Origin of the sequence: Streptomyces yangpuensis (assembly GCF_001005295.1) — a bacterium.
Classification (GTDB): Bacteria; Actinomycetota; Actinomycetes; order Streptomycetales; family Streptomycetaceae; genus Streptomyces; species Streptomyces yangpuensis.
Genome location: NZ_LBMK01000002.1, coordinates 1,106,166 through 1,128,783, shown reverse-complemented (window position 1 = coordinate 1,128,783; position 22,618 = coordinate 1,106,166). Strand labels below are relative to the sequence as shown.

19 protein-coding genes are annotated in these 22,618 nt (G+C 72.2%); 6 read left to right on the top strand and 13 right to left on the bottom strand.

The genetic code is table 11. The features are described from left to right. Positions 1-9: 9 nt before the first annotated feature. From infB to rimP, 4 genes are all read right to left on the bottom strand, one after another. On the bottom strand, positions 10-3,102 hold the full coding sequence (gene infB, locus AAT21_RS10465; RefSeq protein WP_046776384.1) for a translation initiation factor IF-2: 3,093 nt from the start codon (positions 3,100-3,102) through the stop codon (positions 10-12). 149 nt (positions 3,103-3,251) lie between these two features. After that, positions 3,252-3,539: a YlxR family protein gene (locus AAT21_RS35300; protein WP_079025542.1), complete on the bottom strand. Its 288-nt coding sequence runs from the start codon at positions 3,537-3,539 to the stop codon at positions 3,252-3,254. Between the two features lie 146 nt (positions 3,540-3,685). Next, positions 3,686-4,696, bottom strand: coding sequence for a transcription termination factor NusA (gene nusA / locus AAT21_RS10460; protein WP_046776383.1), 1,011 nt, complete (start codon positions 4,694-4,696; stop codon positions 3,686-3,688). A 2-nt stretch (positions 4,697-4,698) separates the two neighbouring features. Beyond that, positions 4,699-5,211, bottom strand: coding sequence for a ribosome maturation factor RimP (rimP, locus tag AAT21_RS10455; RefSeq protein WP_030031619.1), 513 nt, complete (start codon positions 5,209-5,211; stop codon positions 4,699-4,701). A 169-nt stretch (positions 5,212-5,380) separates the two neighbouring features. On the opposite strand from rimP, the gene AAT21_RS10450 reads away from it, so the two are divergent. Genes AAT21_RS10450 through AAT21_RS10435 form a run of 4 tightly spaced genes read left to right on the top strand, consistent with a single transcriptional unit; the run spans position 5,381 to position 8,290 of the window. Then, positions 5,381-5,932, top strand: a complete 552-nt coding sequence (locus AAT21_RS10450) for a hypothetical protein (RefSeq protein ID WP_046776382.1) — start codon at positions 5,381-5,383, stop codon at positions 5,930-5,932. After that, the gene (locus tag AAT21_RS10445; RefSeq protein ID WP_046776381.1) at positions 5,929-6,369 is read left to right on the top strand and encodes a ferritin-like domain-containing protein; all 441 of its coding nucleotides are present in this window, start codon (positions 5,929-5,931) and stop codon (positions 6,367-6,369) included. The genes AAT21_RS10450 and AAT21_RS10445 overlap by 4 nt, the downstream gene beginning before the upstream one ends. Positions 6,370-6,403: 34 nt before the next feature. Beyond that, positions 6,404-7,306: an aminoglycoside phosphotransferase family protein gene (locus tag AAT21_RS10440; RefSeq protein WP_046776380.1), complete on the top strand. Its 903-nt coding sequence runs from the start codon at positions 6,404-6,406 to the stop codon at positions 7,304-7,306. A 42-nt stretch (positions 7,307-7,348) separates the two neighbouring features. Continuing rightward, positions 7,349-8,290, top strand: a complete 942-nt coding sequence (locus AAT21_RS10435) for a slipin family protein (protein ID WP_235438731.1) — start codon at positions 7,349-7,351, stop codon at positions 8,288-8,290. A 112-nt stretch (positions 8,291-8,402) separates the two neighbouring features. Here the strand turns inward: AAT21_RS10435 and AAT21_RS10430 are convergent, their stop codons facing one another. The 8 genes from AAT21_RS10430 to AAT21_RS10395 all read right to left on the bottom strand — a co-directional run bounded on the left by AAT21_RS10430 (position 8,403) and on the right by AAT21_RS10395 (position 19,097). After that, complete coding sequence (locus AAT21_RS10430) at positions 8,403-10,112, bottom strand: proline--tRNA ligase (RefSeq protein ID WP_046776379.1); 1,710 nt, start codon at positions 10,110-10,112, stop codon at positions 8,403-8,405. A 43-nt stretch (positions 10,113-10,155) separates the two neighbouring features. After that, positions 10,156-10,698: a GNAT family N-acetyltransferase gene (locus tag AAT21_RS10425; protein WP_030958636.1), complete on the bottom strand. Its 543-nt coding sequence runs from the start codon at positions 10,696-10,698 to the stop codon at positions 10,156-10,158. A gap of 62 nt (positions 10,699-10,760) precedes the next feature. Continuing rightward, complete coding sequence (locus AAT21_RS10420; protein WP_200904365.1) at positions 10,761-11,606, bottom strand: GNAT family N-acetyltransferase; 846 nt, start codon at positions 11,604-11,606, stop codon at positions 10,761-10,763. A gap of 201 nt (positions 11,607-11,807) precedes the next feature. After that, entirely contained in the window at positions 11,808-12,965 is a 1,158-nt protein-coding gene (ispG, locus tag AAT21_RS10415) for a flavodoxin-dependent (E)-4-hydroxy-3-methylbut-2-enyl-diphosphate synthase (protein ID WP_046776377.1), read from the bottom strand. A 175-nt stretch (positions 12,966-13,140) separates the two neighbouring features. After that, positions 13,141-14,442, bottom strand: coding sequence for a M50 family metallopeptidase (locus tag AAT21_RS10410; protein ID WP_046776376.1), 1,302 nt, complete (start codon positions 14,440-14,442; stop codon positions 13,141-13,143). Next, complete coding sequence (gene dxr, locus AAT21_RS10405) at positions 14,439-15,692, bottom strand: 1-deoxy-D-xylulose-5-phosphate reductoisomerase (protein ID WP_046777222.1); 1,254 nt, start codon at positions 15,690-15,692, stop codon at positions 14,439-14,441. The genes AAT21_RS10410 and dxr overlap by 4 nt, the downstream gene beginning before the upstream one ends. Before the next feature lie 20 nt (positions 15,693-15,712). Continuing rightward, positions 15,713-17,041, bottom strand: coding sequence for a hypothetical protein (locus AAT21_RS10400; protein ID WP_046776375.1), 1,329 nt, complete (start codon positions 17,039-17,041; stop codon positions 15,713-15,715). Positions 17,042-17,138: 97 nt separating this feature from the next. After that, complete coding sequence (locus AAT21_RS10395; protein WP_046776374.1) at positions 17,139-19,097, bottom strand: acyl-CoA dehydrogenase family protein; 1,959 nt, start codon at positions 19,095-19,097, stop codon at positions 17,139-17,141. 377 nt (positions 19,098-19,474) lie between these two features. Here AAT21_RS10395 and AAT21_RS10390 point away from each other — a divergent pair, with 377 nt between their 5' ends. Next, positions 19,475-20,227 (top strand): NUDIX hydrolase, encoded by a 753-nt coding sequence (locus AAT21_RS10390; RefSeq protein WP_235438730.1) that lies wholly within the window; start codon positions 19,475-19,477, stop codon positions 20,225-20,227. A 1-nt stretch (position 20,228) separates the two neighbouring features. On the opposite strand, the gene AAT21_RS36620 is transcribed toward AAT21_RS10390, so the two are convergent. Further along, the gene (locus tag AAT21_RS36620) at positions 20,229-21,407 is read right to left on the bottom strand and encodes a hypothetical protein (RefSeq protein ID WP_157879659.1); all 1,179 of its coding nucleotides are present in this window, start codon (positions 21,405-21,407) and stop codon (positions 20,229-20,231) included. 387 nt (positions 21,408-21,794) lie between these two features. Here AAT21_RS36620 and AAT21_RS10380 point away from each other — a divergent pair, with 387 nt between their 5' ends. Beyond that, positions 21,795-22,586: a 2-keto-4-pentenoate hydratase gene (locus AAT21_RS10380; protein ID WP_046776372.1), complete on the top strand. Its 792-nt coding sequence runs from the start codon at positions 21,795-21,797 to the stop codon at positions 22,584-22,586. Positions 22,587-22,618: the final 32 nt, after the last annotated feature.

The window sequence follows — 22,618 nt, the reverse complement described above, 5'->3', positions numbered from 1 at the left end:
GCCTCGCGCTTACGCGCGGGGCTTCTCGCGCATCTCGTACGTCGCGATGACGTCGTCGATCTTGATGTCGTTGAAGGAACCGAGGTTGATACCACCCTCGAAGCCCTCGCGGATCTCGGTGACGTCGTCCTTGAAGCGGCGCAGACCGGAGATGGTGAGGTTCTCCGCGATGACCTTGCCATCGCGCAGCAGGCGCGCCTTGGTGTTGCGCTTGACCTCGCCGGACCGGATGAGGACACCGGCGATGTTGCCCAGCTTGGACGAGCGGAAGATCTCGCGGACCTCCGCCGTACCGAGCTCGACCTCTTCGTACTCCGGCTTGAGGAGACCCTTCAGGGCCGCCTCGATCTCCTCGATGGCCTGGTAGATCACCGAGTAGTAGCGGACGTCGACGCCCTCGCGGTCCGCCATCTGCGCGGCGCGGCCGGCAGCACGGACGTTGTAGCCGATGACGATGGCGTCGGAGCCCATCGCCAGGGCGATGTCGGACTCGGTGACCGCACCCACACCGCGGTGCAGGACCCGGATGTCGACCTCTTCACCGACGTCGAGCTGGAGCAGCGAGGACTCGAGAGCCTCGACCGCACCGGACGCGTCGCCCTTGATGATGAGGTTGAGTTCCTGGACCAGACCGGCCTTGAGCACGGAGTCGAGGTCCTCGAGGGACACGCGACGGACGCGCTTGGCGAAGTTGGCGTTGCGCTCGCGCGCAGCACGCTTCTCGGCGATCTGGCGGGCCGTGCGGTCCTCGTCGACGACGAGGAAGTTGTCGCCGGCGCCGGGGACGTTGGTGAGACCCAGGACCAGGACGGGGGTCGACGGACCCGCTTCCTCGACGTTGTTGCCCTTGTCGTCGAGCATGGCGCGCACGCGGCCGTAGGCGTCGCCCACGACCATCGTGTCGCCGACGCGGAGGGTACCGCGCTGGACGAGGACGGTGGCGACGGCGCCGCGGCCGCGGTCGAGGTGGGACTCGATCGCAATACCCTGAGCGTCCTGCTCCGGGTTGGCACGCAGGTCGAGCGAGGCGTCGGCGGTGAGGACGACGGCCTCCAGCAGGGAGTCGATGTGCAGACCCTGCTTGGCGGAGATGTCGACGAACATCGTGTCGCCGCCGTACTCCTCGGCGACCAGACCGAACTCGGTGAGCTGACCGCGGACCTTGGTCGGGTCGGCACCCTCGACGTCGATCTTGTTGACCGCGACGACGATCGGGACGCCGGCGGCCTTGGCGTGGTTGAGCGCCTCGATCGTCTGCGGCATGACGCCGTCGTTGGCCGCGACCACGAGGATCGCGATGTCGGTCGACTTCGCACCGCGGGCACGCATGGCGGTGAACGCCTCGTGACCCGGGGTGTCGATGAAGGTGATGCGACGCTCTTCGTCGTTGACCTCGGTGGAGACCTGGTACGCACCGATGTGCTGCGTGATGCCGCCGGCCTCGCCCGCGACGACGTTCGTCTTGCGGATGGCGTCGAGCAGTCGGGTCTTACCGTGGTCGACGTGACCCATGACGGTCACGACCGGCGGACGCGGCAGCAGGTACTCCTCGCCGCCCTCGTCCTCGCCGAACTCGATGTCGAAGGTCTCGAGGAGCTCGCGGTCCTCCTCCTCCGGGCTGACGATCTGAACCTGGTAGTTCATCTCGCCCGCGAGGAGCTGGAGGGTCTCGTCGGAGACGGACTGCGTGGCAGTGACCATCTCGCCGAGGTTCATCATGACCGCGACCAGCGACGCCGGGTTGGCGTTGATCTTCTCCGCGAAGTCGGTGAGGGACGCACCGCGCGACAGGCGAACGGTCTCGCCGTTGCCGCGGGGCAGCATCACGCCGCCCACGGACGGGGCCTGCATGGCCTCGTACTCCTGGCGCCTCTGACGCTTCGACTTGCGGCCGCGACGGGCCGGACCTCCGGGACGGCCGAAGGCACCCTGCGTACCGCCACGGGCACCGGGGCCGCCGGGACGACCGCCGAAGCCGGGACGACCGCCGCCACCGGCGCCGGCCGGGCCGCCGCCGAAGCCGCCGCCACCCGGACGGGGGCCGCCGAAGCCGCCGCCCGCGGGACGCGAGCCGGGACCGGCCGGACGGCCGGCGAAGCCGCCGCCGCCGGGACGACCGGCACCACCGGGACGGGGACCGCCCGCACCGGGACCACGGCCACCGGGGCCGCCGCCGGGACGGGGACCGGGACCACCGGCAGCGGGACGCTGCGGCATCATGCCCGGGTTCGGACGGTTGCCGCCCGGAGCCGGACGCGGAGCGCCGCCCTGCGGACGGGGCATGCCGCCCGGGGTCGGACGGGCGCCGCCGGGACCCTGCGGACGCGGAGCGCCGCCGGGACCGCCCTGCGGACGGGGAGCACCCTGGCCGCCGGCGCCGGGGGCGCCGGGACGCGGGGCGCCGGCCGGACGGGGCGCCTGCGGGCGCGCCATGCCGGTGGAGCCGCCGGAGGTGAACGGGTTGTTGCCCGGACGGGGACCGGCCGGACGGGCACCCTGCGGACGCGGGGCCTGGGCACCGGGGGTGCCGGCGGGACGCGCCGGGGCGCCGGGGGTGGCACCGGCCGGGCGCGGGGCGCCGGGACGGGCACCGCCCTGACCCGGGGCCGCCGGACGCTGCTGCGCCGGACGGGGACCGGGGGACGCGGCGGGACGCGCCGGGGCGGCCGGGGCCGCCGGAGGCGCGGAGAACTCGGTCGCCACGGGCGCCGCCGGAGCGGGCTTCGGGGCGGCCGGAGCCTTCGGGCCGGGACGCGGGCCGGGGGAGGCCGGCGTCACGGGGGCTGCGGCCGGGGCCTCGGCAGCGGCCGGCTTGGGGGCCGGTGCGCCGGGCTTCGGGGCAGCAGGACGTGCCGCAGCGGCCGGGGACGGCGCTGCGGGCTTGGCGGGCGCGGCCTTGCGGGGCGCGCCGGGCTTTGCAGCGGACTTGCCGGCGTTGCCGCCGGGCCCCTGCAGTGCGTCAGTCAACTTGCGTACAACCGGCGCCTCGATCGTCGAGGACGCCGAACGGACGAATTCACCGAGTTCTTGGAGCTTGGCCATGACGACCTTGCTCTCCACCCCGAACTCCTTGGCGAGTTCGTATACCCGGACCTTAGCCACTTCGCTCCTTTTAGGTCCGGGTTACGCCGGACCGTCGCTACTTCATGGGCGTACTCATCGCGTACTCATCGAGTGCTCATCGCAATCTCGACCTACTTCCAACTCGCGAGGTACCTGACCGCACGGGGTATCCGTGCCGTACTACTTCTTTACGCTGTGGTCCCGGCTTTCCCGGCCACGGCATTGCGCAGATCCGTCGTGTCGAGCGCTCCGGCGGACCGTAGGGCCCGGGGGAACGCCCGGCGGCGGACTGCCTGGTCGAGGCAGACCACGGCAGGGTGCAGGTACGCACCCCGGCCGGGCAGCGTACCGCGAGGATCGGGGACGCATTCGTCCTCGATCGCCACGATCCGCAGCAGATCGCTCTTGGCCGCTCGCTCCCGACACCCCACACAGGTGCGTTCGGGGCATGCGCGGGCTTGCGTCCGGCCAGACACGCCTAAGTCTACCTCCCCGCACCGACCTCTCCCCCGGCGAGTGCCGGGGGAAAAATCGAACGGCTGTCGTGTTGTCTTGATCCGCTGCCTGGACAGCGGCCGTGTGGAACCTGTCTACCGTCGGGGAAGCCCCGGCCGGTACCGGTTTATTCCCCGCCCCGGTCACGGTCCGCGTCCGGGGACGCCTCCGTGTCGGGACGGATGTCGATGCGCCAGCCGGTGAGCCGCGCGGCGAGGCGGGCGTTCTGGCCCTCCTTGCCGATGGCCAGGGACAGCTGGTAGTCGGGCACGGTCACCCGGGCCGAACGGGAGTCCCAGTCGACGACCTCGACCTTGCTCACCCGGGCGGGTGACAGCGCGTTCGCGACCATCTCCGCCGGGTCGTCCGACCAGTCGACGATGTCGATCTTCTCGCCGTGCAGTTCGGCCATCACGTTGCGCACGCGGCTGCCCATCGGGCCGATGCAGGCGCCCTTGGGGTTCAGGCCCGAACGGGTGGACCGGACGGCGATCTTGGTGCGGTGACCGGCCTCACGGGCGATGGCCGAGATCTCGACGCTGCCGTCGGCGATCTCCGGGACCTCCAGCGAGAACAGCTTCTTCACCAGGTTCGGGTGGGTGCGCGAAAGGGTCACGGACGGGCCGCGGACACCCTTCGCCACGCGCACGACGTACGCCTTCAGGCGCAGCCCGTGCGGGTACTCCTCGCCGGGGACCTGCTCCTGCACCGGCAGGATGGCCTCCAGCTTGCCGATGTCGACGAGGACGTTCTTGGGGTCCTTGCCCTGCTGCACGACGCCGGTGATGACGTCGCCCTCACGGCCGGCGAACTCGCCGAAGGTCAGGTCGTCCTCGGCGTCGCGCAGACGCTGGAGGATCACCTGCTTGGCGGTCGTCGCGGCGATCCGGCCGAAGTCCGACGGCGTGTCGTCGAACTCCTTGGGCTCCTGGCCCTCTTCGAGATCCCTCGGGTCTTCCGTCGCCCACACGACCACGTGACCGTTGGTGCGGTCCAGCACGACGCGGGCGCGGCGGAAGCTCCCCTCGGTCCGGTGGTACGCGATGAGGAGGGCCGACTCGATCGCCTCGACGAGCAGGTCGAAGGAGATCTCCTTCTCCCGGACCAGACCCCGCAGGGCACTCATGTCGATGTCCACGGCTACGCCTCCTCTTCCTTCTTGTCCTTGCGGTTGAACTCGATCTCGACACGCGCCTTGGCGATGTCGGTGAAAGCAATGCGGCGGGCGGTCGCCTTGCGGCCCTTCACGCCCGGTACTTCGAGGTCCATGCCCTCGTCGTCGACGTCGAGGATGCGGGCGACCAGTTCCCCGGCACCCTTCGCGTCCTCGGCGGACAGCTGGAACTTCACGAGACGGCCGATGGCCCGCACGTAGTGGCGGTGCTCGGTCAGCGGGCGGTCCGCGCCCGGCGAACTCACCTCGAGAACGTACTCGTCCTCGCCCATCACGTCGGATTCGTCGAGCTTGTCGGAGACCTCACGGCTCAGCTCGGCACACGCGTCCAGTTCCACGCCCTCGTCGGAGTCCACGATGATCCGCAGCATCCGGCGCTTGCCCGCGCGGGACAGCTCGATCTCTTCGAGGTCCAGGCCCTTGGCGGCGACGAGCGGCTCCAGCAGTCCGCGCAGCCTGTCGCTCTGGGTGGTGCTCATCCGGGTGACTCCTCGGCCGCGTGTGCTGTTGTGGTTTCCGTCGTGTGTCAGGTCAAAGGGTATCCGGTGTCGGAGGGTGTTGCCGTCCGCCCTGCGAGGAGAGCCCCGGGTACCGTGATCAGGCCCTGCCCCGCTCACCAGCCCCGTCATCACCCCGGAGGTCGTCGCCGTGCCCTGGACCCTGCCTTCGAGACCTCCGAGACCTTCGCGCAGGAGCCTGCTCGCCGGGGCCGCCGGCGCGGCCGGTGCCGTGCTGCTGACCGGGTGCACCGACGGCCGCCCGAAGGCGACCGATCCGGCGTTTTCACTCGAACGGCGGATGCGGGAGGCGGCCGTTCGTGACAGCGCCCGGCTGCTGGAACGTTACGACAGCACCACCGCCGCCCATCCGGCCCTGGCCGGACGGCTCGCCCCGCTGCGCGCCGCCGTCGCCGCGCACGTCTCCGCCCTGTCCCCCGCCGCCCCGGGCGCGCCGTCCCCCTCGGCGTCGCCGTCCGGCGGTACGGGGGCCGCCGCGCCCGCGGCGAGCGCCGAGCCGGTGCCCGCGAAGCCCGAGGAGGCCCTGACCGCACTCGCCGACGCCGAGCGGAGCCTGTCCGAGGCCCGGACCATCGACCTGGCCGGGGCGCCGGCGGAGCTGGCCCGGATGCTGGCCTCGGTGGCCGCCTGCGGCGCCGTGCACGTGTACCTGCTGACCTCGACCCCCGGAGCCAAGCCGTGAAGCCCGAACCCTCCCCCGTCGGACGGGCCCTGGAGGCCGCCCAGGCCGCTCTCGCCGCCGAGCACGCGGCCGCGTACGGGTACGGGGTGGTCGGTGCGCGGAGCACAGGCGCCCGCGCCACGGAGGCCCGGGAGGCGTACGGTGGCCACCTCGCGCGCCGGGACGCGCTGGCCCGGACCGTGCGGGAGCTGGGCGGTACGCCCCGGCCCTCGGAGGCCGCCTACGCCCTGCCGTTCGAGGTGCGCACCCCGGCCGACGCCGAGCGGCTGGCCGCGGTGATCGAGGACCGGGTGGCCGGCGCGTACTCCGATCTGGTGCGGGCTGCGGAGGGCCCGCTGCGCCGCGAGGCTGCCGACGCGCTGAGCGCCGCGGCCGTGCGCGCGGCGCGCTGGCGTGGTGTCGGCGTAGCCTTCCCTGGGCTCACCGAACGCGCATAGCGAGCCCTCACCAGCTGAAAGGGACCACGCACGCATGGCTTTCGAACCGCCGGAGCGGCTTGTACGGGCGCTCGGCGAGATGCCGGAGACGGCGCAGGACGCGGACTGGCTGGGGCGGTTGCCCGGGCTCACCGAGGCCGCGCTGTCCCGGCGGGGCGTACGGGCCCAGCGGGTGCAGGCCCCGGGCGGCCGCAGCAGTCTGGTCGTCATCGTCACCTACGCGGACGGCACCCCGGCCGCGCTGAAACTGGCGCCCCCGCACGCCCGGCCCGACCGGGAACTGGCCGCGCTGGCGCACTGGGGCGGTTTCGGCGCCGTACGGGTCCTCGACACACGGCACCACGAGGAGGACGGGGCGCTGCTGCTGGAACGGCTGCACCCGGAGGTGTCGCTGCGGTCCCTGCCGGAGGCGAAGGCGCTGCTGGAGGCGAGCGGCACGCTGCGCCGGCTGTGGGTGGCCCCGCCGGCCGGGCACGACTGGGAGACGGTGGCCGAGCGGACCGGGCACCAGTCGCAGGCCCTGCGGGCGGCTCCGGCGGAGGCCCGGGCGCTGGCCGAGACCGCTCTGGCGCTGCGGGCGGAGCTGGTGGCGGCCCCGCCGGAGGAACTGCTGCTCCACGGGAACTTCCGGCAGGGCAAGGTGCTGGCCGGTGAGCGGGCGCCGTGGCTGACGGTGGGCCCCGATCCGCTGGTCGGCGAGCGGGCGTACGACCTGGCGCGGCTGGTCCGGGACCGGCTTGAGGACCAGGTGGCCTCCTCGGCGGGTGCGGCGGGCGCCCGGCGCCGGGTGAACAAGCTGGCGGACGCGCTGGACGTGGACCGGGAGCGGCTGCGGGGCTGGACGCTCTTCCGGGCGGTGGAGTCGGGCAACCGGGCCCTGGCCGCGGGACGCCGCCGGGACGCGGAGCTGCTCCTGGAGTTCGCGGCCTGGCTGTAGGGCATACCGTAGGTAGGAAGGTATGTCCGGCAGGGGGCCGTCATGGTCGAGGAACTGCTGACAGCGGTGGTCGCCGCGGGTGTGGGCGCCCTGGTCTACATGGGCGCCGCGGCCCGGGTGGTGAAGCAGTACGAGCGTGGCCTGGTTTTCCGCTTCGGCAGGCTGCGGGAGGAGATACGGCCTCCTGGCTTCACGGTGATCGTTCCCGTGATCGACCGGCTCCACAAGGTGAACATGCAGATCGTGACGCTGCCGGTGCCGGCGCAGGAGGGCATCACCCGGGACAACGTCACCGTGCGGGTGGACGCGGTCGTCTACTTCAAGGTCGTCGACCCGGCGAGCGCGGTCGTGGCGGTGGAGGACTACCGCTTCGCCGTCTCGCAGATGGCGCAGACCTCGCTGAGGTCCATCATCGGCAAGTCCGACCTGGACGACCTGCTGTCCAACCGGGAGATGCTCAACCAGGGCCTGGAGCTGATGATCGACAGCCCGGCGGTGGGCTGGGGGGTGCAGATCGACCGGGTCGAGATCAAGGACGTCTCCCTGCCGGAGACGATGAAGCGGTCGATGGCCCGGCAGGCGGAGGCCGACCGCGAGCGCCGGGCCCGCGTGATCAACGCGGACGCGGAGCTGCAGGCCTCGCACAAGCTCGCCGAGGCGGCGGAGGTCATGTCGGAGCAGCCCGCGGCGCTCCAGCTGCGCCTGCTGCACACGATCGTGGCCGTCGCCGCCGAGAAGAACTCCACGCTGGTGCTGCCGTTCCCGGTGGAGCTGCTGCGCTTCCTGGAGCGCGCCGCGCCACCGCCTCCGGCGGCGGCAGCGCGGGAGGACCCGGCCTCGGCCGGCCCGGCTTCCGAAGGCCCCGGGCCGGCCGAGGTCGACACCGCGGGCATGGACGGGGCGGCGGCTCTCGACCGGGCGGCGGCGGAGCCGGCCCTCGGGGCCGCGGAGCCGACGCCGTTCCCGGACGAGTCCCCGCCGTAGCCGTCGCAGCCGCTGCGCGGGGCTTTCGCCCCGCCCCGCCCTCCACCGTTCCCCGGGCGCCGCCCCGGACCCCGCGCCTCACCCGCCGGCGGGGCCGAGGGAGCGGGCCGCCTCAAACGCCTGCGGGGCCGGAGAGGCGGGTGAGGGCCTCGGGGAGGGGGAGTTCTTCGCGGGTGCCGGTGGCGCGGTTCTGGAGTTCGACCACGCCGTCGGCCGAGCGGCGGCCGGCCACCAGGATCCACGGGACGCCGATCAGCTCCGCGTCCGTGAGCTTCACGCCCGGGGAGAGGCCCGGGCGGTCGTCCAGCAGGACCCGGAGGCCGGAGCCCGCGAGGGCCGCGGCCGCATCCTCCGCCAGGGCCAGCGGTACCGCCTTGCCCGCGGCCACCACGTGGACGTCGGCCGGGGCCACCGCCGCCGGCCAGCACAGACCGCGCTCGTCGGCGGTCTGTTCGGCGAGGGCCGCGACTGCGCGGGAGACGCCGATGCCGTAGGAGCCCATGGTGACCCGGACCGGCTTGCCCTCGCGGCCCAGCACGTCCAGCCCGAAGGCGTCCGCGTACTTGCGGCCGAGCTGGAAGATGTGGCCGATCTCGATGGCCCGGTCGAGCCGCAGGCCCGCGCCGCAGGAGGGGCAGGGGTCGCCCGGCTCCACGACGACCACGTCCAGGTACTGGTCCACCTCGAAGTCGCGGCCGCAGACCACGTTGCGGGCGTGCGTGTCGGCCTTGTTGGCCCCGGTCACCCAGGCGGTGCCCGGCGCGACCCGCGGGTCGGCCAGGTAGCGGACCTTCCCCAGGCCCTGCGGGCCCACGTAGCCGCGTACGAGGTCGGGCCGGTCCGTGAAGTCCTCGGCCGTGACCAGCTCGACGACCGCCGGGGCCAGGTGCTCGCCCAGTTTGCCGAGGTCCACCTCCCGGTCCCCGGGCACGCCCACGGCGACGATCTCGCCGTCGACCTTGACCAGGAGGTTCTTCAGCGTCGCCGAGGCGGGGACCTTGAGGTGCGCCGCCAGGGTCTCGATCGTCGGGGTGTCGGGGGTGTCGACCTCCTCCAGCGGCGGGTGCTCCGCGGAGACGGGGGTCAGCGCGAAGGTCACGGCCTCCGTGTTGGCGGCGTAGTCGCAGGAGGGGCAGTCCACGAAGGTGTCCTCGCCCGCTTCGGCCGGCGCCAGGAACTCCTCGGACGCCGACCCGCCCATCGCCCCCGACACCGCGGAGACGATCCGGTGGTCCAGGCCCAGCCGCTCGAAGATGCGGACGTAGGCCTCGCGGTGGAGCCGGTAGGACTCCTCCAGCCCCTCGTCGGACACGTCGAAGGAGTAGGAGTCCTTCATCTGGAACTCGCGGCCGCGCAGCACGCCGGACCGGGGCCGGGCCTCGTCGCGGTACTTCGTCTGGATCTGGTACAGCATGACCGGCAGGTCCTTGTACGAGGTGCACTGGTCCTTCACCACCAGGGTGAAGATCTCCTCGTGGGTGGGGCCGAGCAGGTAGTCCGCACCCTTGCGGTCCCTGAGCCGGAACAGCAGGTCTCCGTATTCCGACCAGCGTCCGCTGACCTCGTACGGTTCCTTCGGCAGCAGGGCCGGCAGCAGCACCTCCTGGGCGCCGATGGCGTCCATCTCCTCGCGGACGACACGGCTGACGTTGTCCAGGACCCGCTTGCCGAGCGGCAGCCATGTCCACACGCCGGCCGAGCTGCGCCGGACGTATCCGGCCCGGACCAGGAGCCGGTGGCTGAGGGTTTCGGCGTCGGCCGGGTCCTCGCGGAGGGTCTTGGCCATGAGGCGGGACATGCGCTGTACGTGATGTGTGGACATGCCCGGAGGTTACCGGGGCACCGTCGGCCCCCGGTAACCCGTTTCAGGGCCTGGTCAGCGGCAGCGGGGCGCCCATGACGGCGTACGGGAGGCTCGCGCTCGGGAAGTGCACCTGGCGGGCGAGGTCGACGTAGCCGAGGGCCCGGTAGAGGCCGCGGGCGGGACTCTCGGTGTCGATGGCGGAAAGGATCGACCGGGGCTCGGACGCCGCGTCGGTGAGGGTGGTGATCAGGGCGCGGCCGACGCCGTGGCCCTGGAAGCCGGGGTGGACGTGCAGTTCGGTGATGACGAAGGACCCGTCGAGCCAGTCCTCGTGCCCGCCGGCCCGCAGGTAGGGCTCGACGATGGTGGACCACCAGTGGGTGCGGTCGTTCGGCATCCCGTACACGAATCCGGTGAGCGCGCCGTCCTCGGCGAAGGCCCCGAGGGCGCGGGCGCCCTTGCAGGTCATGTGGCGCTGGACGATGTAGCGCCGGATGCCGACCTCCTCCTCGCTGAGGCCGAAGGCAACGGCCTGCACGCGCAGGGCCTCGTCCACGCGGCCGGCGAGGTCGAGGGGGCCGATACGGACTCCGGAAGGCAGCATGCGCTGACCCTACTTCGCGGTAAGGGTGCGCCGGAATGCCGCAGCCCGAGTCTCCTGGTGGTTCAGAACAGCACGCTCATGAACGCGCCGACCTCACGGAAGCCCACGCGCCGGTAGGCCGCCCGCGCCGCGGTGTTGAAGTCATTGACATAGAGGCTGACCACGGGCGCCACGTCGCGCAGCGCGTACTCGACGACGGCGGCCATCCCGGTCTCGGAGTGCCCGCGGCCACGGAACTCGGGGGCCACCCAGACGCCCTGGATCTGGCAGGCGCGGGAGGTGGCGGCGCCGATCTCCGCCTTGAAGACGATCTTGCCGTCCTCGACGCGGGCGAAGGAGCGGCCGCCGGCGACGAGCTCGGCGACGCGGGCCTGGTACAGCAGGCCGCCGTCGCCGGCCATCGGCGAGACGCCGACCTCCTCGGTGAACATGGCCACGCAGGCGGGCATGATCAGGTCCATCTCGTTCTTGCGGATCCGGCGGACCTGCGGGTCCGCCGCGACCGTGGTGGACGGACGGTCGATGACCATGAGGGGCTGGTGGGCGCGGACCTCGCGGGCGGGGCCCCAGCTGGGTTCGAGGAGCTGCCACAGCAGCCGGGTGGGCTCGGCCGGGCCGACGATGGAGGAGCAGCGGCGGCCGGTGCGGCGGGCCCGGTCGGCGAAGGCGCGTACGGCGTCGGGCTCGGCGCAGACGGGGACGAGGTTGGCTCCGGCGTAGCAGAGGGAGCGGAGCTCGCCGTCGGCGTACCAGCCCCACATCTCGCCGCCCAGGCGCCACGGGTCGAGTCCGGCGACCTGGACCCGGGAGGTGACGAAGGCGTTCTCGACCGGCTCGCGTCCGAGGATGTCGAGCGCGGCGTCGAGATCACTGGGCTCAAGGACCCGGGTGGTGGTCTGCGTCAACACTGGGGCCTCACCGTGCAAGTCTGCTGATCTCCGCACTGTACCCGGCGGCGCCCTGCGATGCCGCGTCTGCAGGTCACGAAAAGGCCCCGGCCCCGCTCCCGAACTGCGGGAACGGGGCCGGGGCCGGACGCCTGCGGCGCGCTCGGCAGAGACCGCTGTCGGTATTCCCGGCGCCCGCGCGAGGCGAGCCCGAGAAAGGAGTCAGACTCCGATGGCGACGGTCGGCTCGCCGCTGGTGATGCCGTCGGCCTCCATCTGGGCCGCGATCTTCATCGCCTCTTCGATGAGGGTCTCGACGATCTTCGACTCGGGGACGGTCTTGATGACCTCGCCCTTCACGAAGATCTGGCCCTTGCCGTTGCCGGAGGCGACGCCGAGGTCGGCCTCCCGGGCCTCGCCGGGGCCGTTGACGACGCAGCCCATGACGGCGACGCGCAGCGGGACCTCCATGCCCTCCAGGCCCGCGGTGACCTCTTCGGCCAGCTTGTAGACGTCGACCTGGGCGCGGCCGCAGGAGGGGCAGGAGACGATCTCCAGGCGGCGCGGCTTGAGGTTCAGCGACTCCAGGATCTGGATGCCGACCTTGACCTCCTCCGCCGGCGGGGCGGAGAGGGAGACGCGGATGGTGTCGCCGATGCCCTCGGAGAGCAGGGCGCCGAAGGCGACGGCGGACTTGATGGTGCCCTGGAAGGCCGGTCCGGCCTCGGTGACGCCCAGGTGCAGCGGGTAGTCGCAGGCCGCGGCGAGCTGGCGGTAGGCGTTGACCATGACGACCGGGTCGTTGTGCTTGACCGAGATCTTGATGTCGCCGAAGCCGTGCTCCTCGAAGAGGGAGGCCTCCCACAGCGCGGACTCGACCAGCGCCTCGGGGGTGGCCTTGCCGTACTTCTTCAGCAGGCGGGCGTCGAGGGAGCCGGCGTTGACGCCGATGCGGATCGGGGTGCCCGCGTCGCTGGCCGCCTTCGCGATCTCCTTGACCTTGTCGTCGAACTGCTTGATGTTGCCCGGGTTCACGCGGACCGCGGCGCAGCCGGCGTCGATCGCGGCGAACACGTACTTCGGCTGGAAGTGGATGTCGGCGATGACCGGGATCTGCGACTTCTTGGCGATCACGGCGAGCGCGTCGGCGTCGTCCTGTGTCGGGCACGCCACGCGGACGATGTCGCAGCCGGAGGCGGTGAGCTCGGCGATCTGCTGGAGCGTCGCCCCGATGTCGGAGGTCCTGGTGGTGGTCATCGACTGCACGGAGATCTGTGAGTCGCCGCCGACGGCCACCTTGCCGACCTGGATCTTGCGGCTGACCCTGCGGTCGGCAAGCTTCGTCGGCACGGCCGGCATTCCGAGAGAGATGGCAGTCATCTGCTGTGCAACCCCAAGGTGTGGATCAAGGTCCCGAGATCGGCGGGCTCCAGGCTTCGAGATTACGCCAACCCGGGGGCGGGCCGTGCATCCGAGGGGGTGTGCCACCCGAACGTAGGGAGCCGGGCACGATCCGTGCCCGGCTCCGATACGACTGAGGTACGCCCCCCGCGCGCTAGGTGATCTTGATCGGGTTCACCACGTCCGCGACCATCACCAGCAGGGTGAAGCAGATGAACAGGCCCGCGACCACATACGCGACGGGCATCAGCTTCGCCACGTCGAACGGGCCGGGGTCGGGGCGGCGGAAGATCCGTGCCACGCCCCGCCGCAGCGACTCCCACAGGGCGCCGGCGATGTGCCCGCCGTCGAGCGGGAGCAGCGGCAGCATGTTGAACAGGAACAGCGAGAGGTTGAAGCCGGCCAGCAGGTTGAGGAAGAACACCAGCTGGTGCTGGGCGGGGATGTCGAGGGTGAAGATCTCACCGCTGACGCGCGCCGCGCCGACGACGCCCATCGGGCTGTCCTGCTTGCGCTCGGCCCCGTTGAAGGCCGCGTCCCACAGGTCCGGGACCTTCGACGGCAGGGCGACCAGCGACTGCACGCCGGCCTCCATCATCTCGCCCATGCGCTCGGCGGACTGGCCGAAGGACTGCGGTACGTAGCCGGAGGCGGGCGCGAAGCCGAGGAAGCCGGCGGTGACGTACTCGTCCTTGACGTACCTGCCGCTGCCGTCCGTCTTGGCGACCTTGTTCTCGATCAGGTTCGCCGTGAGGTCGAGGCGCTCGCCGGCCCGGACCACGGTGATCGTGGCGGGCCCGACGGTGGCCCGGATGTCCTTCTGGAGGGCGGACCAGTCGTCGACGGGGCGGCCGTTGAAGGCGACGATCTTGTCGCCCGCCTTGAGGCCGGCGGCCCTGGCGGGTGCGGCCGGGTCACCCGGCAGGCACTTGTCGCGCTTCTCGCTCTGCTGGATGACGCAGTCCGAGACGGTGGCGACCGAGGTGGTCTGGGTGTTCAGCCCGAAGGTCATCAGCGTGGTGAGGAAGATCGCCACGGCCAGGACCAGGTTCATGAACGGGCCGGCGAACATCACGATCACGCGCTTCCACGGCTTGCGCGTGTAGAAGAGCCGGGCCTCGTCGCCGGGCTGGAGCTCCTCGTACGCCGCCGAGCGCGCGTCCTCGATCATCGACCGGAAGGGCGAGGTGGACCGGGCGGTGACCCTGCCGTCCTCGCCGGGCGGGAACATCCCGATCATGCGGATGTAGCCGCCCATGGGGATGGCCTTGATCCCGTACTCGGTCTCGCCCTTCCTCCGCGACCAGATGGTCGGGCCGAAGCCCACCATGTACTGCGGCACGCGAATGCCGAACAGCTTGGCCGTGGAGAGGTGTCCCAGCTCGTGCCACGCGATGGAGACCAGCAGGCCGACCGCGAAGATCACGATTCCGAGCACCGTCATCAGAAGTGTCATGCGCGCGCCTCCGCGGCGGCCCGAGCCGCCATCTCCCGCGCCCGGGCCCTGGCCCAGGCCTCTGCTTCAAGGACGTCCTGGACGGTCAGGGAGGTTCCCGACTCCGGCGTCCCGTGTTCATCGACCACGGCAGAGACCGTATCCATGATTGCCGTGAACGGCAGCCGACCGGCCAGGAACGCCTCTACGCACTCCTCGTTCGCGGCGTTGAACACGGCCGGGGCGGTGCCGCCGAGGGCGCCCACGTGCCGGGCGATGCCCACGGCGGGGAAGGCCTCGGTGTCCAGCGGGAAGAACTCCCAGGTGGAGGCCTTGGTCCAGTCGAAGGCGGGGGCCGCGTCGGGGATCCGCCGGGGCCAGCCGAGGCCGACCGCGATCGGGCCGCGCATGTCCGGCGGGGTGGCCTGGGCGAGCGTGGAGCCGTCGGTGAACTCCACCATCGAGTGCACGTACGACTGGGGGTGGACCACGACCTCGATCTGCTCGAACGGGATGTCGTAGAGCAGGTGGGCCTCGATGACCTCCAGACCCTTGTTGACGAGCGTCGCCGAGTTGACGGTGATCACCGGGCCCATGGCCCAGGTGGGGTGGGCGAGCGCGTCCTGGACGGTGACCTCGGCCAGCTCGGCGCGGGTGCGGCCGCGGAAGGGGCCGCCGGAGGCGGTCACCACGAGCTTGCGCACGTCGGCGCGGGTGCCGGCGGCCAGCGCCTGGAAGAGCGCCGCGTGCTCGGAGTCCACGGGGATGATCTGGCCGGGCTGTGCGAGGGCCTTGACCAGCGGGCCGCCGACGATCAGCGACTCCTTGTTGGCCAGTGCCAGGGTGCGGCCGGCCCGGAGGGCGGCGAGGGTCGGCGCGAGGCCGATGGAGCCGGTGATGCCGTTGAGGACGGTGTGGCACGGGGAGGCGGCGAGTTCGGTCGCGGCGTCCGGCCCGGCGAGGATCTCGGGCAGCGTCTCGCCCGGACCGTACTGGGCGCTCAGCGCCTCCTTCAGGGCCGGTACGGCGTCCTCGCGGGCGACGGCCACCTTCTCCACGCGCAGCAGCCGGGCCTGTTCGGCCAGCAGCGCCACCCGGCCGCCGGCGGCGGACAGGGCGGTGACCCGGAACCGGTCCGGGTTGCGCAGCGCGAGGTCGATGGCCTGGGTGCCGATGGAGCCGGTGGACCCGAGGATCACGATGTCCCGGCGGCCGGCCGCGGCATCGAAGAGGAGGTGCGGGTCGGCGAGGGGGGCTGGACGGTCGCTCATGCCCCCATTGTTGCCGCAAGTCAGGGGCGGCCCGACAGGGAGCCCCCTTCCGTGACCCGCAGAAGGAGGTGCGGGAGCGTTCCGGCGAAGTCGGGGAGCGTGCGGGCGGTGCGCCACCATGCCTCCGGGTCCTCTCCGAGGGCGACGGTGAGCAGCCGGTACGCCTCGGCGTGGGCGGCGAGCACGGCGTCCGGGTGGTCGTGCCGGTCGGGGTGGTCCACGTCGCCGAGCCAGTGGTCCTCGTCGAGGGCCCAGCAGGCAGGCAGCTTGTGCCGGATGACGTCGACGCCGGTGATCAGGCCGCGGTCGAGGCAGTCGCGCACCCAGCGGATGTCCTCCTCGACGCTCTCCATGGGCACGGCGAGGCTCGCGATGGCCAGTTCGCGCTCCACGCCCCCGCAGGGCTCGGCCGCGGTCGGGGCGAGCCGGCGCACGGCCCGCGCGAGCTCGGGGTCCGGCTCCCCTCCGGCGTCCGGTGCGGGCAGGGTCCCGTCGACGACGCCGGCCACCAGTGCGGGCAGCGGGCCGGGGTGGCCGGGGGCGTGCCGCAGCAGCTCCGCCCACAGGCGCGGGTCGTCGCCCAGCGGGCGCAGGGCCCGCATCACGGCGGTCTGCATGCCGGCCTGTTCGGGCAGGGTCCAGCGCAGGGAGCGGCGCCCGGGAAGGTGGCCGAGGAGCAGGGTGTGGCGGGCGGGGGCGACGTGGGCGACGAGTTCCTCGTGCGTGAGGCGGCCCATCCGTACGGCGCGGACGGCGGGCCGGTGCCAGGTGCGGCCGTCGGCCGGCGCCGCGGCGGTGGCGAGCAGCCCGTGGACGGTCTCCCGGGGCAGGCCGGCGGCGAGCAGCAGGGCCTCGACGGAGCCGGCGGGCAGCGGACGGCGGGTGTGCTCGGCGAGCAGCAGCGTGGGATCCGCCGCGTGGGGCAGCGCCAGGACGTCCAGGGGGACGCGTGGTCCGCGGCGGCCGTGGCGGCGCAGCAGGGCGATCAGCTCGGCGGTGGTGAGAGGTTGCGCCCCGGGGGCCCGGCCGAGCTCGGCGCGGAGCACGGGCAGCAGCTCGGGCGGGGTGCGGCGGCGGGCGTAGCGGGCAGGTCCGGGCAGGCCGGGCAGCGGCCGGCCCACGACGCGGGGGTTGCGGGCGATGTAGCCGCGGTCGGCCTCGGTCCCGTGGCGCAGCAGCAGGGTGACGGTGGAGGCCGCCAGCCATTCGTCGCGGCAGAGGTACTTGAGGGTCGGCCGGTCGAGCCGGCGGGTCGTGTCGATGACGACGTGGTCCGGTGCGTGGCGCAGCAGGTGCGCCACGCACCAGGCCAGCCGTCGGCTGGTGCGGTCCTGCTCGGCCGTCGGCATCGTTCTCGTCCGCCTCGCGCTGTGCTCGTCCGCGTGCCGGATCCGCACGCGTGACTCATCTTCGTACGTCTGTCCGACGTGCGGCGATGATCGCAGGTCAGCGGATGGGGCGGTGCACGTTTTTCCGGTTCGAGGGTCCGGGTGCGGCGTCCGCGATCCAGGGGCCGTCGCCGGAGGGGTCGAGGACGCCCTCCTCCAGCCAGGCGTAGGTCCCGGACAGGACTCCGGCGACCACCTTGCGGTCGAGGTCGTCGGTGTTGGACCAGAGCCGGCCGAACAGCTCCTCGACGCGCAGCCGGGACTGCTCGCAGAAGGCGTCGGCGAGCTGGTACGCCTCGCGGCCGTGCTCGCCGGAGGCACGCAGGTGCTCGGCGCGGACGCAGGCCGCGCTCATCGCGAAGAGTTCGGCGCCGATGTCGACGATCCGGCCGAGGAAGCCCTGTTTGGTCTCCATGCGGCCCTGCCAGCGGGACATCGCGTAGAAGGTGGACCGGGCGAGTTTGCGGGCGCTGCGTTCCACATAGCGCAGGTGGGCGGAGAGGTCGGGATGGCCGCCTGGGTGGAAGGCCCGGTAGGTGCCGGGGACCTGGCCGGGGCCGGTGGCCAGCCTGGGCAGCCAGCGGGCGTAGAACCCGGCGGCACGGGCGCCGGCCCTGGCCTTGTCGCCGAGAGCCTTCTCGGGGTCGATGAGGTCGCCGGCCACCGACAGGTGGGCGTCGACGGCCTCACGGGCGATCAGCAGGTGCATGATCTCCGTCGAGCCCTCGAAGATCCGGTTGATGCGCAGGTCGCGCAGCATCTGCTCGGCGGGGACGGCGCGCTCGCCGCGGGCGGCCAGGGACTCGGCGGTCTCGAAGCCGCGCCCGCCGCGGATCTGGACCAGTTCGTCGGCCATCAGACAGGCCATCTCGGAGCCGTAGAGCTTGGCGAGGGCGGCTTCGATGCGGATGTCGTTGCGGTCCTCGTCGGCCATCTGGGAGGCGAGGTCGACGACCGCTTCGAGGGCGAAGGTGGTGGCGGCGATGAAGGAGATCTTGGCGCCGACCGCCTCGTGCTGGGCGACCGGCCGGCCCCACTGCTCGCGTACGCCGGACCACTCGCGGGCGATCTTCAGGCACCACTTGCCGGCGCCGACGCACATGGCGGGCAGGGAGAGCCGCCCGGTGTTGAGCGTGGTGAGGGCGATCTTCAGGCCGGCGCCCTCGGCGCCGATGCGCTGGTCGGCGGGGACGCGTACTTGGTGGAAGCGGGTGACGCCGTTCTCCAGGCCGCGCAGGCCCATGAAGGCGTTGCGGTGCTCGACGGTGATGCCGGGCGAGTCGGCCTCGACGACGAAGGCGGTGATCCCGCCGCGGTGGTTCTCCGATTTGGGGACCCGGGCCATGACCACGAGCAGGTCCGCGACGACCCCGTTGGTGGTCCACAGCTTCACGCCGTCGAGGACGTAGGCGTCGTCCCCGTCCGGGACCGCGGTGGTGGCCAGGCGCGCCGGGTCGGAGCCCACGTCGGGTTCGGTGAGCAGGAAGGCGCTGATGGCGGTGGTGGCGCAGCGCGGCAGGTAGGCGTCCTTCTGGGCCTGCGTGCCGAACATCTTGAGCGGCTGGGGCACGCCGATCGACTGGTGGGCGGAGAGCAGGGCCCCGATGGCCGGGCTGACCGAGCCGACGAGGGCGAGCGCCTTGTTGTAGTAGACCTGGGTGAGGCCGAGGCCACCGTACTTGGGGTCGATCTTCATGCCGAGGGCGCCGAGCTCCTTGAGGCCGCGCACGGTCTCGTCGGGGATCTTCGCCTCGCGCTCGATGAGGGCGCCGTCGATACGGGTCTCACAGAACTCGCGCAGCCGGGCGAGGAAGGCCTCGCCCCGGCGGACGTCCTCGTCGGCGGGGAGCGGGTGGGGATGGATCAGGTCGAGCCGGAACCGTCCCAGGAAGAGCTCCTTGGCGAAACTGGGTTTGCGCCAGTCCTGTTCCCGGGCCGCTTCCGCGACCTGTCGTGCCTCGCGCTCGGTCACCTTGGGCTGCGTGCCGTTGGGCTGTACGGGCTGTGTTGCGGACATGAGGGGGCTCACCTCGCCGCCGGAGTCGGTGTACCGGCCTACTGGCCGGTGCTACCTGTGAGTCGTACCCCGCCCGGCTCCGCGGGAAAAGCCGGGACGGACCAGTCGGGGGAATCACCGGGCGCGGGGGCCTGAACCGGGGGCCGGCTCCCGGGCCGGACCCGGCCCGGGAAAAGGGGACGGCCGGAGCCCCCGCACAGTGGCCCCTCGACAAGGGTTCTGACCTGCGGTTTCTCCCTCACCTGCGTGAACGCCCCGGCGCTTTGGCCCGCATCTTCCCTCATCCGGCCGCATCAACCCTCATCCACCCCCGCCCGTGTTCCCGTGGGAACACGCTCCGGGACCACCTGGCAGACGGGCTCCTTTACGATGGGCCGGTGACCGGGACGCTGCCTGCAGGCATGGAGCTCTTCGACGTTCACCGCCTCCGCCTGGTCGAAGGCGAAGCACCCACGCTGTCCGCAGAGCACGAAGCGGCGCGGGACCAGGTGTGGGAGATGGCGGTTGCGGCCAATCCGACGCTGTTCGACGGGCCGGGGGGGGGGTGCGCGGAACTCCGGTGGGAAGAGCCGGACACGTTGTTCCTGCGCTGGGCTGCGGTGACCTACCGCCACTACGCCCTGCGCCGGGTTCCGGGCGGTGAGGCATTGCCGTCGTTGTTCGTGAACGTGGTTCAGCCGACGGACGATGGCAGGGTCCTCGTGGCGCGCATGTCATCCGCGACGGCTGCGCCTGGTCGGTGGCAGCTCCCGGGCGGCTCGGTGGAACCGCCCCGGGAGGGCGGAATGCTGGATGAGGGCGGGCTGAGAGGGCAGGCAGCGCGGGAGCTGGCCGAGGAGATCGGCGTGGAAGCCAAGCCGGACGAGCTGAGACTCTGGGCGGCCACCCAGGGCGAGAACTCCAGCGTCGGACTCACCTTTCTTGCCCCGGCCCTGCCGGAGTCAAAGCTGCGACAGAGGTTCGCCACAGTGGTCACGGCAGAGCGCGCGGCGGGCCGCGAACCCGAGCTCGATGTAATCGAACTGATGCGTTCCCCGCATGAGCTGGCCGACCTGGCGCGTCCGCACGCGGACTACTTGGAACCAATCCTCCGCCGGTACGCCGCGGCCACGCTGGGGCCTGGCACCTGACTCAGGCGCCGGTGAGGAATTCGCGGCCGCGTTCGTCGAGCTCGGCTACGCAGCGCAGGCCGCGAGCCCGGAAGCGGGCGAGGTCGCTGCGCATGCGGGAGACGGCCTTTCGGGTGCGGACGGAGCGGACGCCGTCCATGTGATCGATCGCATGGTGCCAGGTGGCGCATGCCTGCTCGATGCTGCCGCGCTTGAGGTGCATCTCGGCGCCGGCGACCAGGTCCAGGGCAACGATCCGTGCGTAGGTGTTAGCCGGGCGGGCGGTGGCGGCCAGCGCGTACTGCTCTGCGGCCGTCTGGTGGTCGCCCAGGGTTTCGTGGACCTTGGCCGTACGCGAGTACACCGAAGCGGCCGGCGGACCCCAGGCCAGGGCCCAGAACGGCACATCGTCGCCCGGGGCTGCGGTCAGCAGGGCGCGTGCGTGGTCGGCTTCGGCCAGGGCTGCGCGGTGTTTGCCGCTCTTGGCCAGGGTGTGGGCGTGGACGACGCGGAAGAGGGCTTCGGTCTGGGCGTCGATGTGCCCCTTGGCGCGGTTGAGGCCGGTCTCGGCCAGACCCAGGCAGTGCTCGGGGCGGTGGAGCTTGAGGCTTTGCATGGCCATGGTGCGCATCACGAACCCGTCGTGTCCGCGCAGGCCGGACTCGGCGGCCAGGGCGTACGACTGGAGGTAGTAGCGCTGAGCCAGTCCCTGCTGGCCGGCGTCGTAGCTCTTCCAGCCCAGCAGGTGCACGCCGCGGCTGGCGGCGGACAGCATCTGCTGGCGTACGTCGTCGGTGCGGAAGCGGGCCCGGCACAGCGGGGCGACGTCGTCGCGGAGGTAGGTGACCAGGGCGCTGCGGCCGTGCTGCCCGCCGTGGCGTTCGTCCATCTCGGAGAACGCGTTGATCATGTCGCGGACGGCAGAGACTTCGGCCATCCCGACGGTGTGGCCGGTGCGGGCGGCGGCGGTGCGGGCGGCGATGTCGTGGACGTGTGTGAGGGGTAGGGCGGCGGCGGCCACGGAGTAGGCGGAGGCCGTCAGGAAGCGGCGGCGGTCCAACTCGTACCTCCACATCGGCAGCAGCGTGTCCAGCGGGTCGTTCCCGAGGGACAGTCCGATGGTGTCACTTTCGGCCCCGGACGCGGAAGGGAATCCGAGGTCGGCAGGGGTCAGGAGCCGGCCCAGGCGTCGGGAGAGCACGACGGCGAGGTAGCGGGGGGGTGTCCCCGCGGGGTACGGAGCCGGAGAGCCAGTGCTCCACGTTGGACTTGTTCGTGCGTAAGCGCGTGCCGCATTCGGCAGCGACGGCGCAGACCACCTTGCCAAGGGCCTCATAAGTGAGGCCCGATTCGGCGACAAGGCCGCTGAGCTGGACGTTCGGCGTGCGCGTGGTCATGAGCACCTGCCCGGATATACCCGATATACCGCTTGGCCTGCCCGCCACCGTACCGCTGGGACAGGCCTCGCGGTTGACTCTTCATCAGGCCCGAGCCCGGCCGGTCGGCGTCAGCCATCGGCCCGGATCTGCTCCGGTGCCAACTTCTGCGAACCGAGGCCCCGGTTCCGCATGCCCTGGGAGGAATCTCTATGGATGAGCGGGAAGATCAGTGGATCGCCGATACGGCGGATGCCCTTCTGGCAGCGGAACGCCAGCGGGCCCCGCTGACCGCGCTGACCGTGCGGTCGCCGGGCCTGTCCCTGGAGGACGCCTACCGCGTGCAGGCCGCGGCGGTGGCGCGGAGGATCGCGAGCGGCGCCCGCGTCGTCGGTCACAAGGCCGGTCTGACCTCGAAGGCCATGCAGCAGCAGATGGGCGTCAGCGAGCCGGATTCCGGTGTCCTCCTGGACGACATGGTGCTGCCCAGCGGCAGCCGACTGCACCGCAGGGAGCTGTTGCAGCCGCGTGTGGAGGCGGAGATCGCGTTCGTGCTCGGCTGCGACCTGGCGGGCCCGGACGTGGACACCGCGGCCGCCCGCGCGGCGGTCAAGGAGGTGCTCCTCGCCCTGGAGGTGATCGACACCCGCTTCACCAACTGGCGGCTCGCGCTCGCGGACAGCATCGCCGACAACGCCAGCTGCTCGCGGGTCGTCACCGGCCCCATGGTCGCGCTGAGCACCGATGTGGACCCGGCTGCGGAGCCGGTGGTGGTCAGCGTCAACGGCATGGCGGTGGCCACGGGGGAGGGGCGGGCGGTGCTCGACGACCCTTTCCGCCCACTGGTCTGGCTTGCGCAGCGGCTTCACCGCTCCGGAGACCGCCTGCGGGCCGGGCAGCTGGTCCTGGCCGGGGCTGTGCACGCCAGCCTCCCGCTGGAAGCGGGCACCACCGTGCGCGCCCGCTCCCCGCACCTGCCGCCGGTCGAGCTCCACGTGCTGTAGCCCCGGCACCCGCCCCGGCTCGGTCCGGTCGG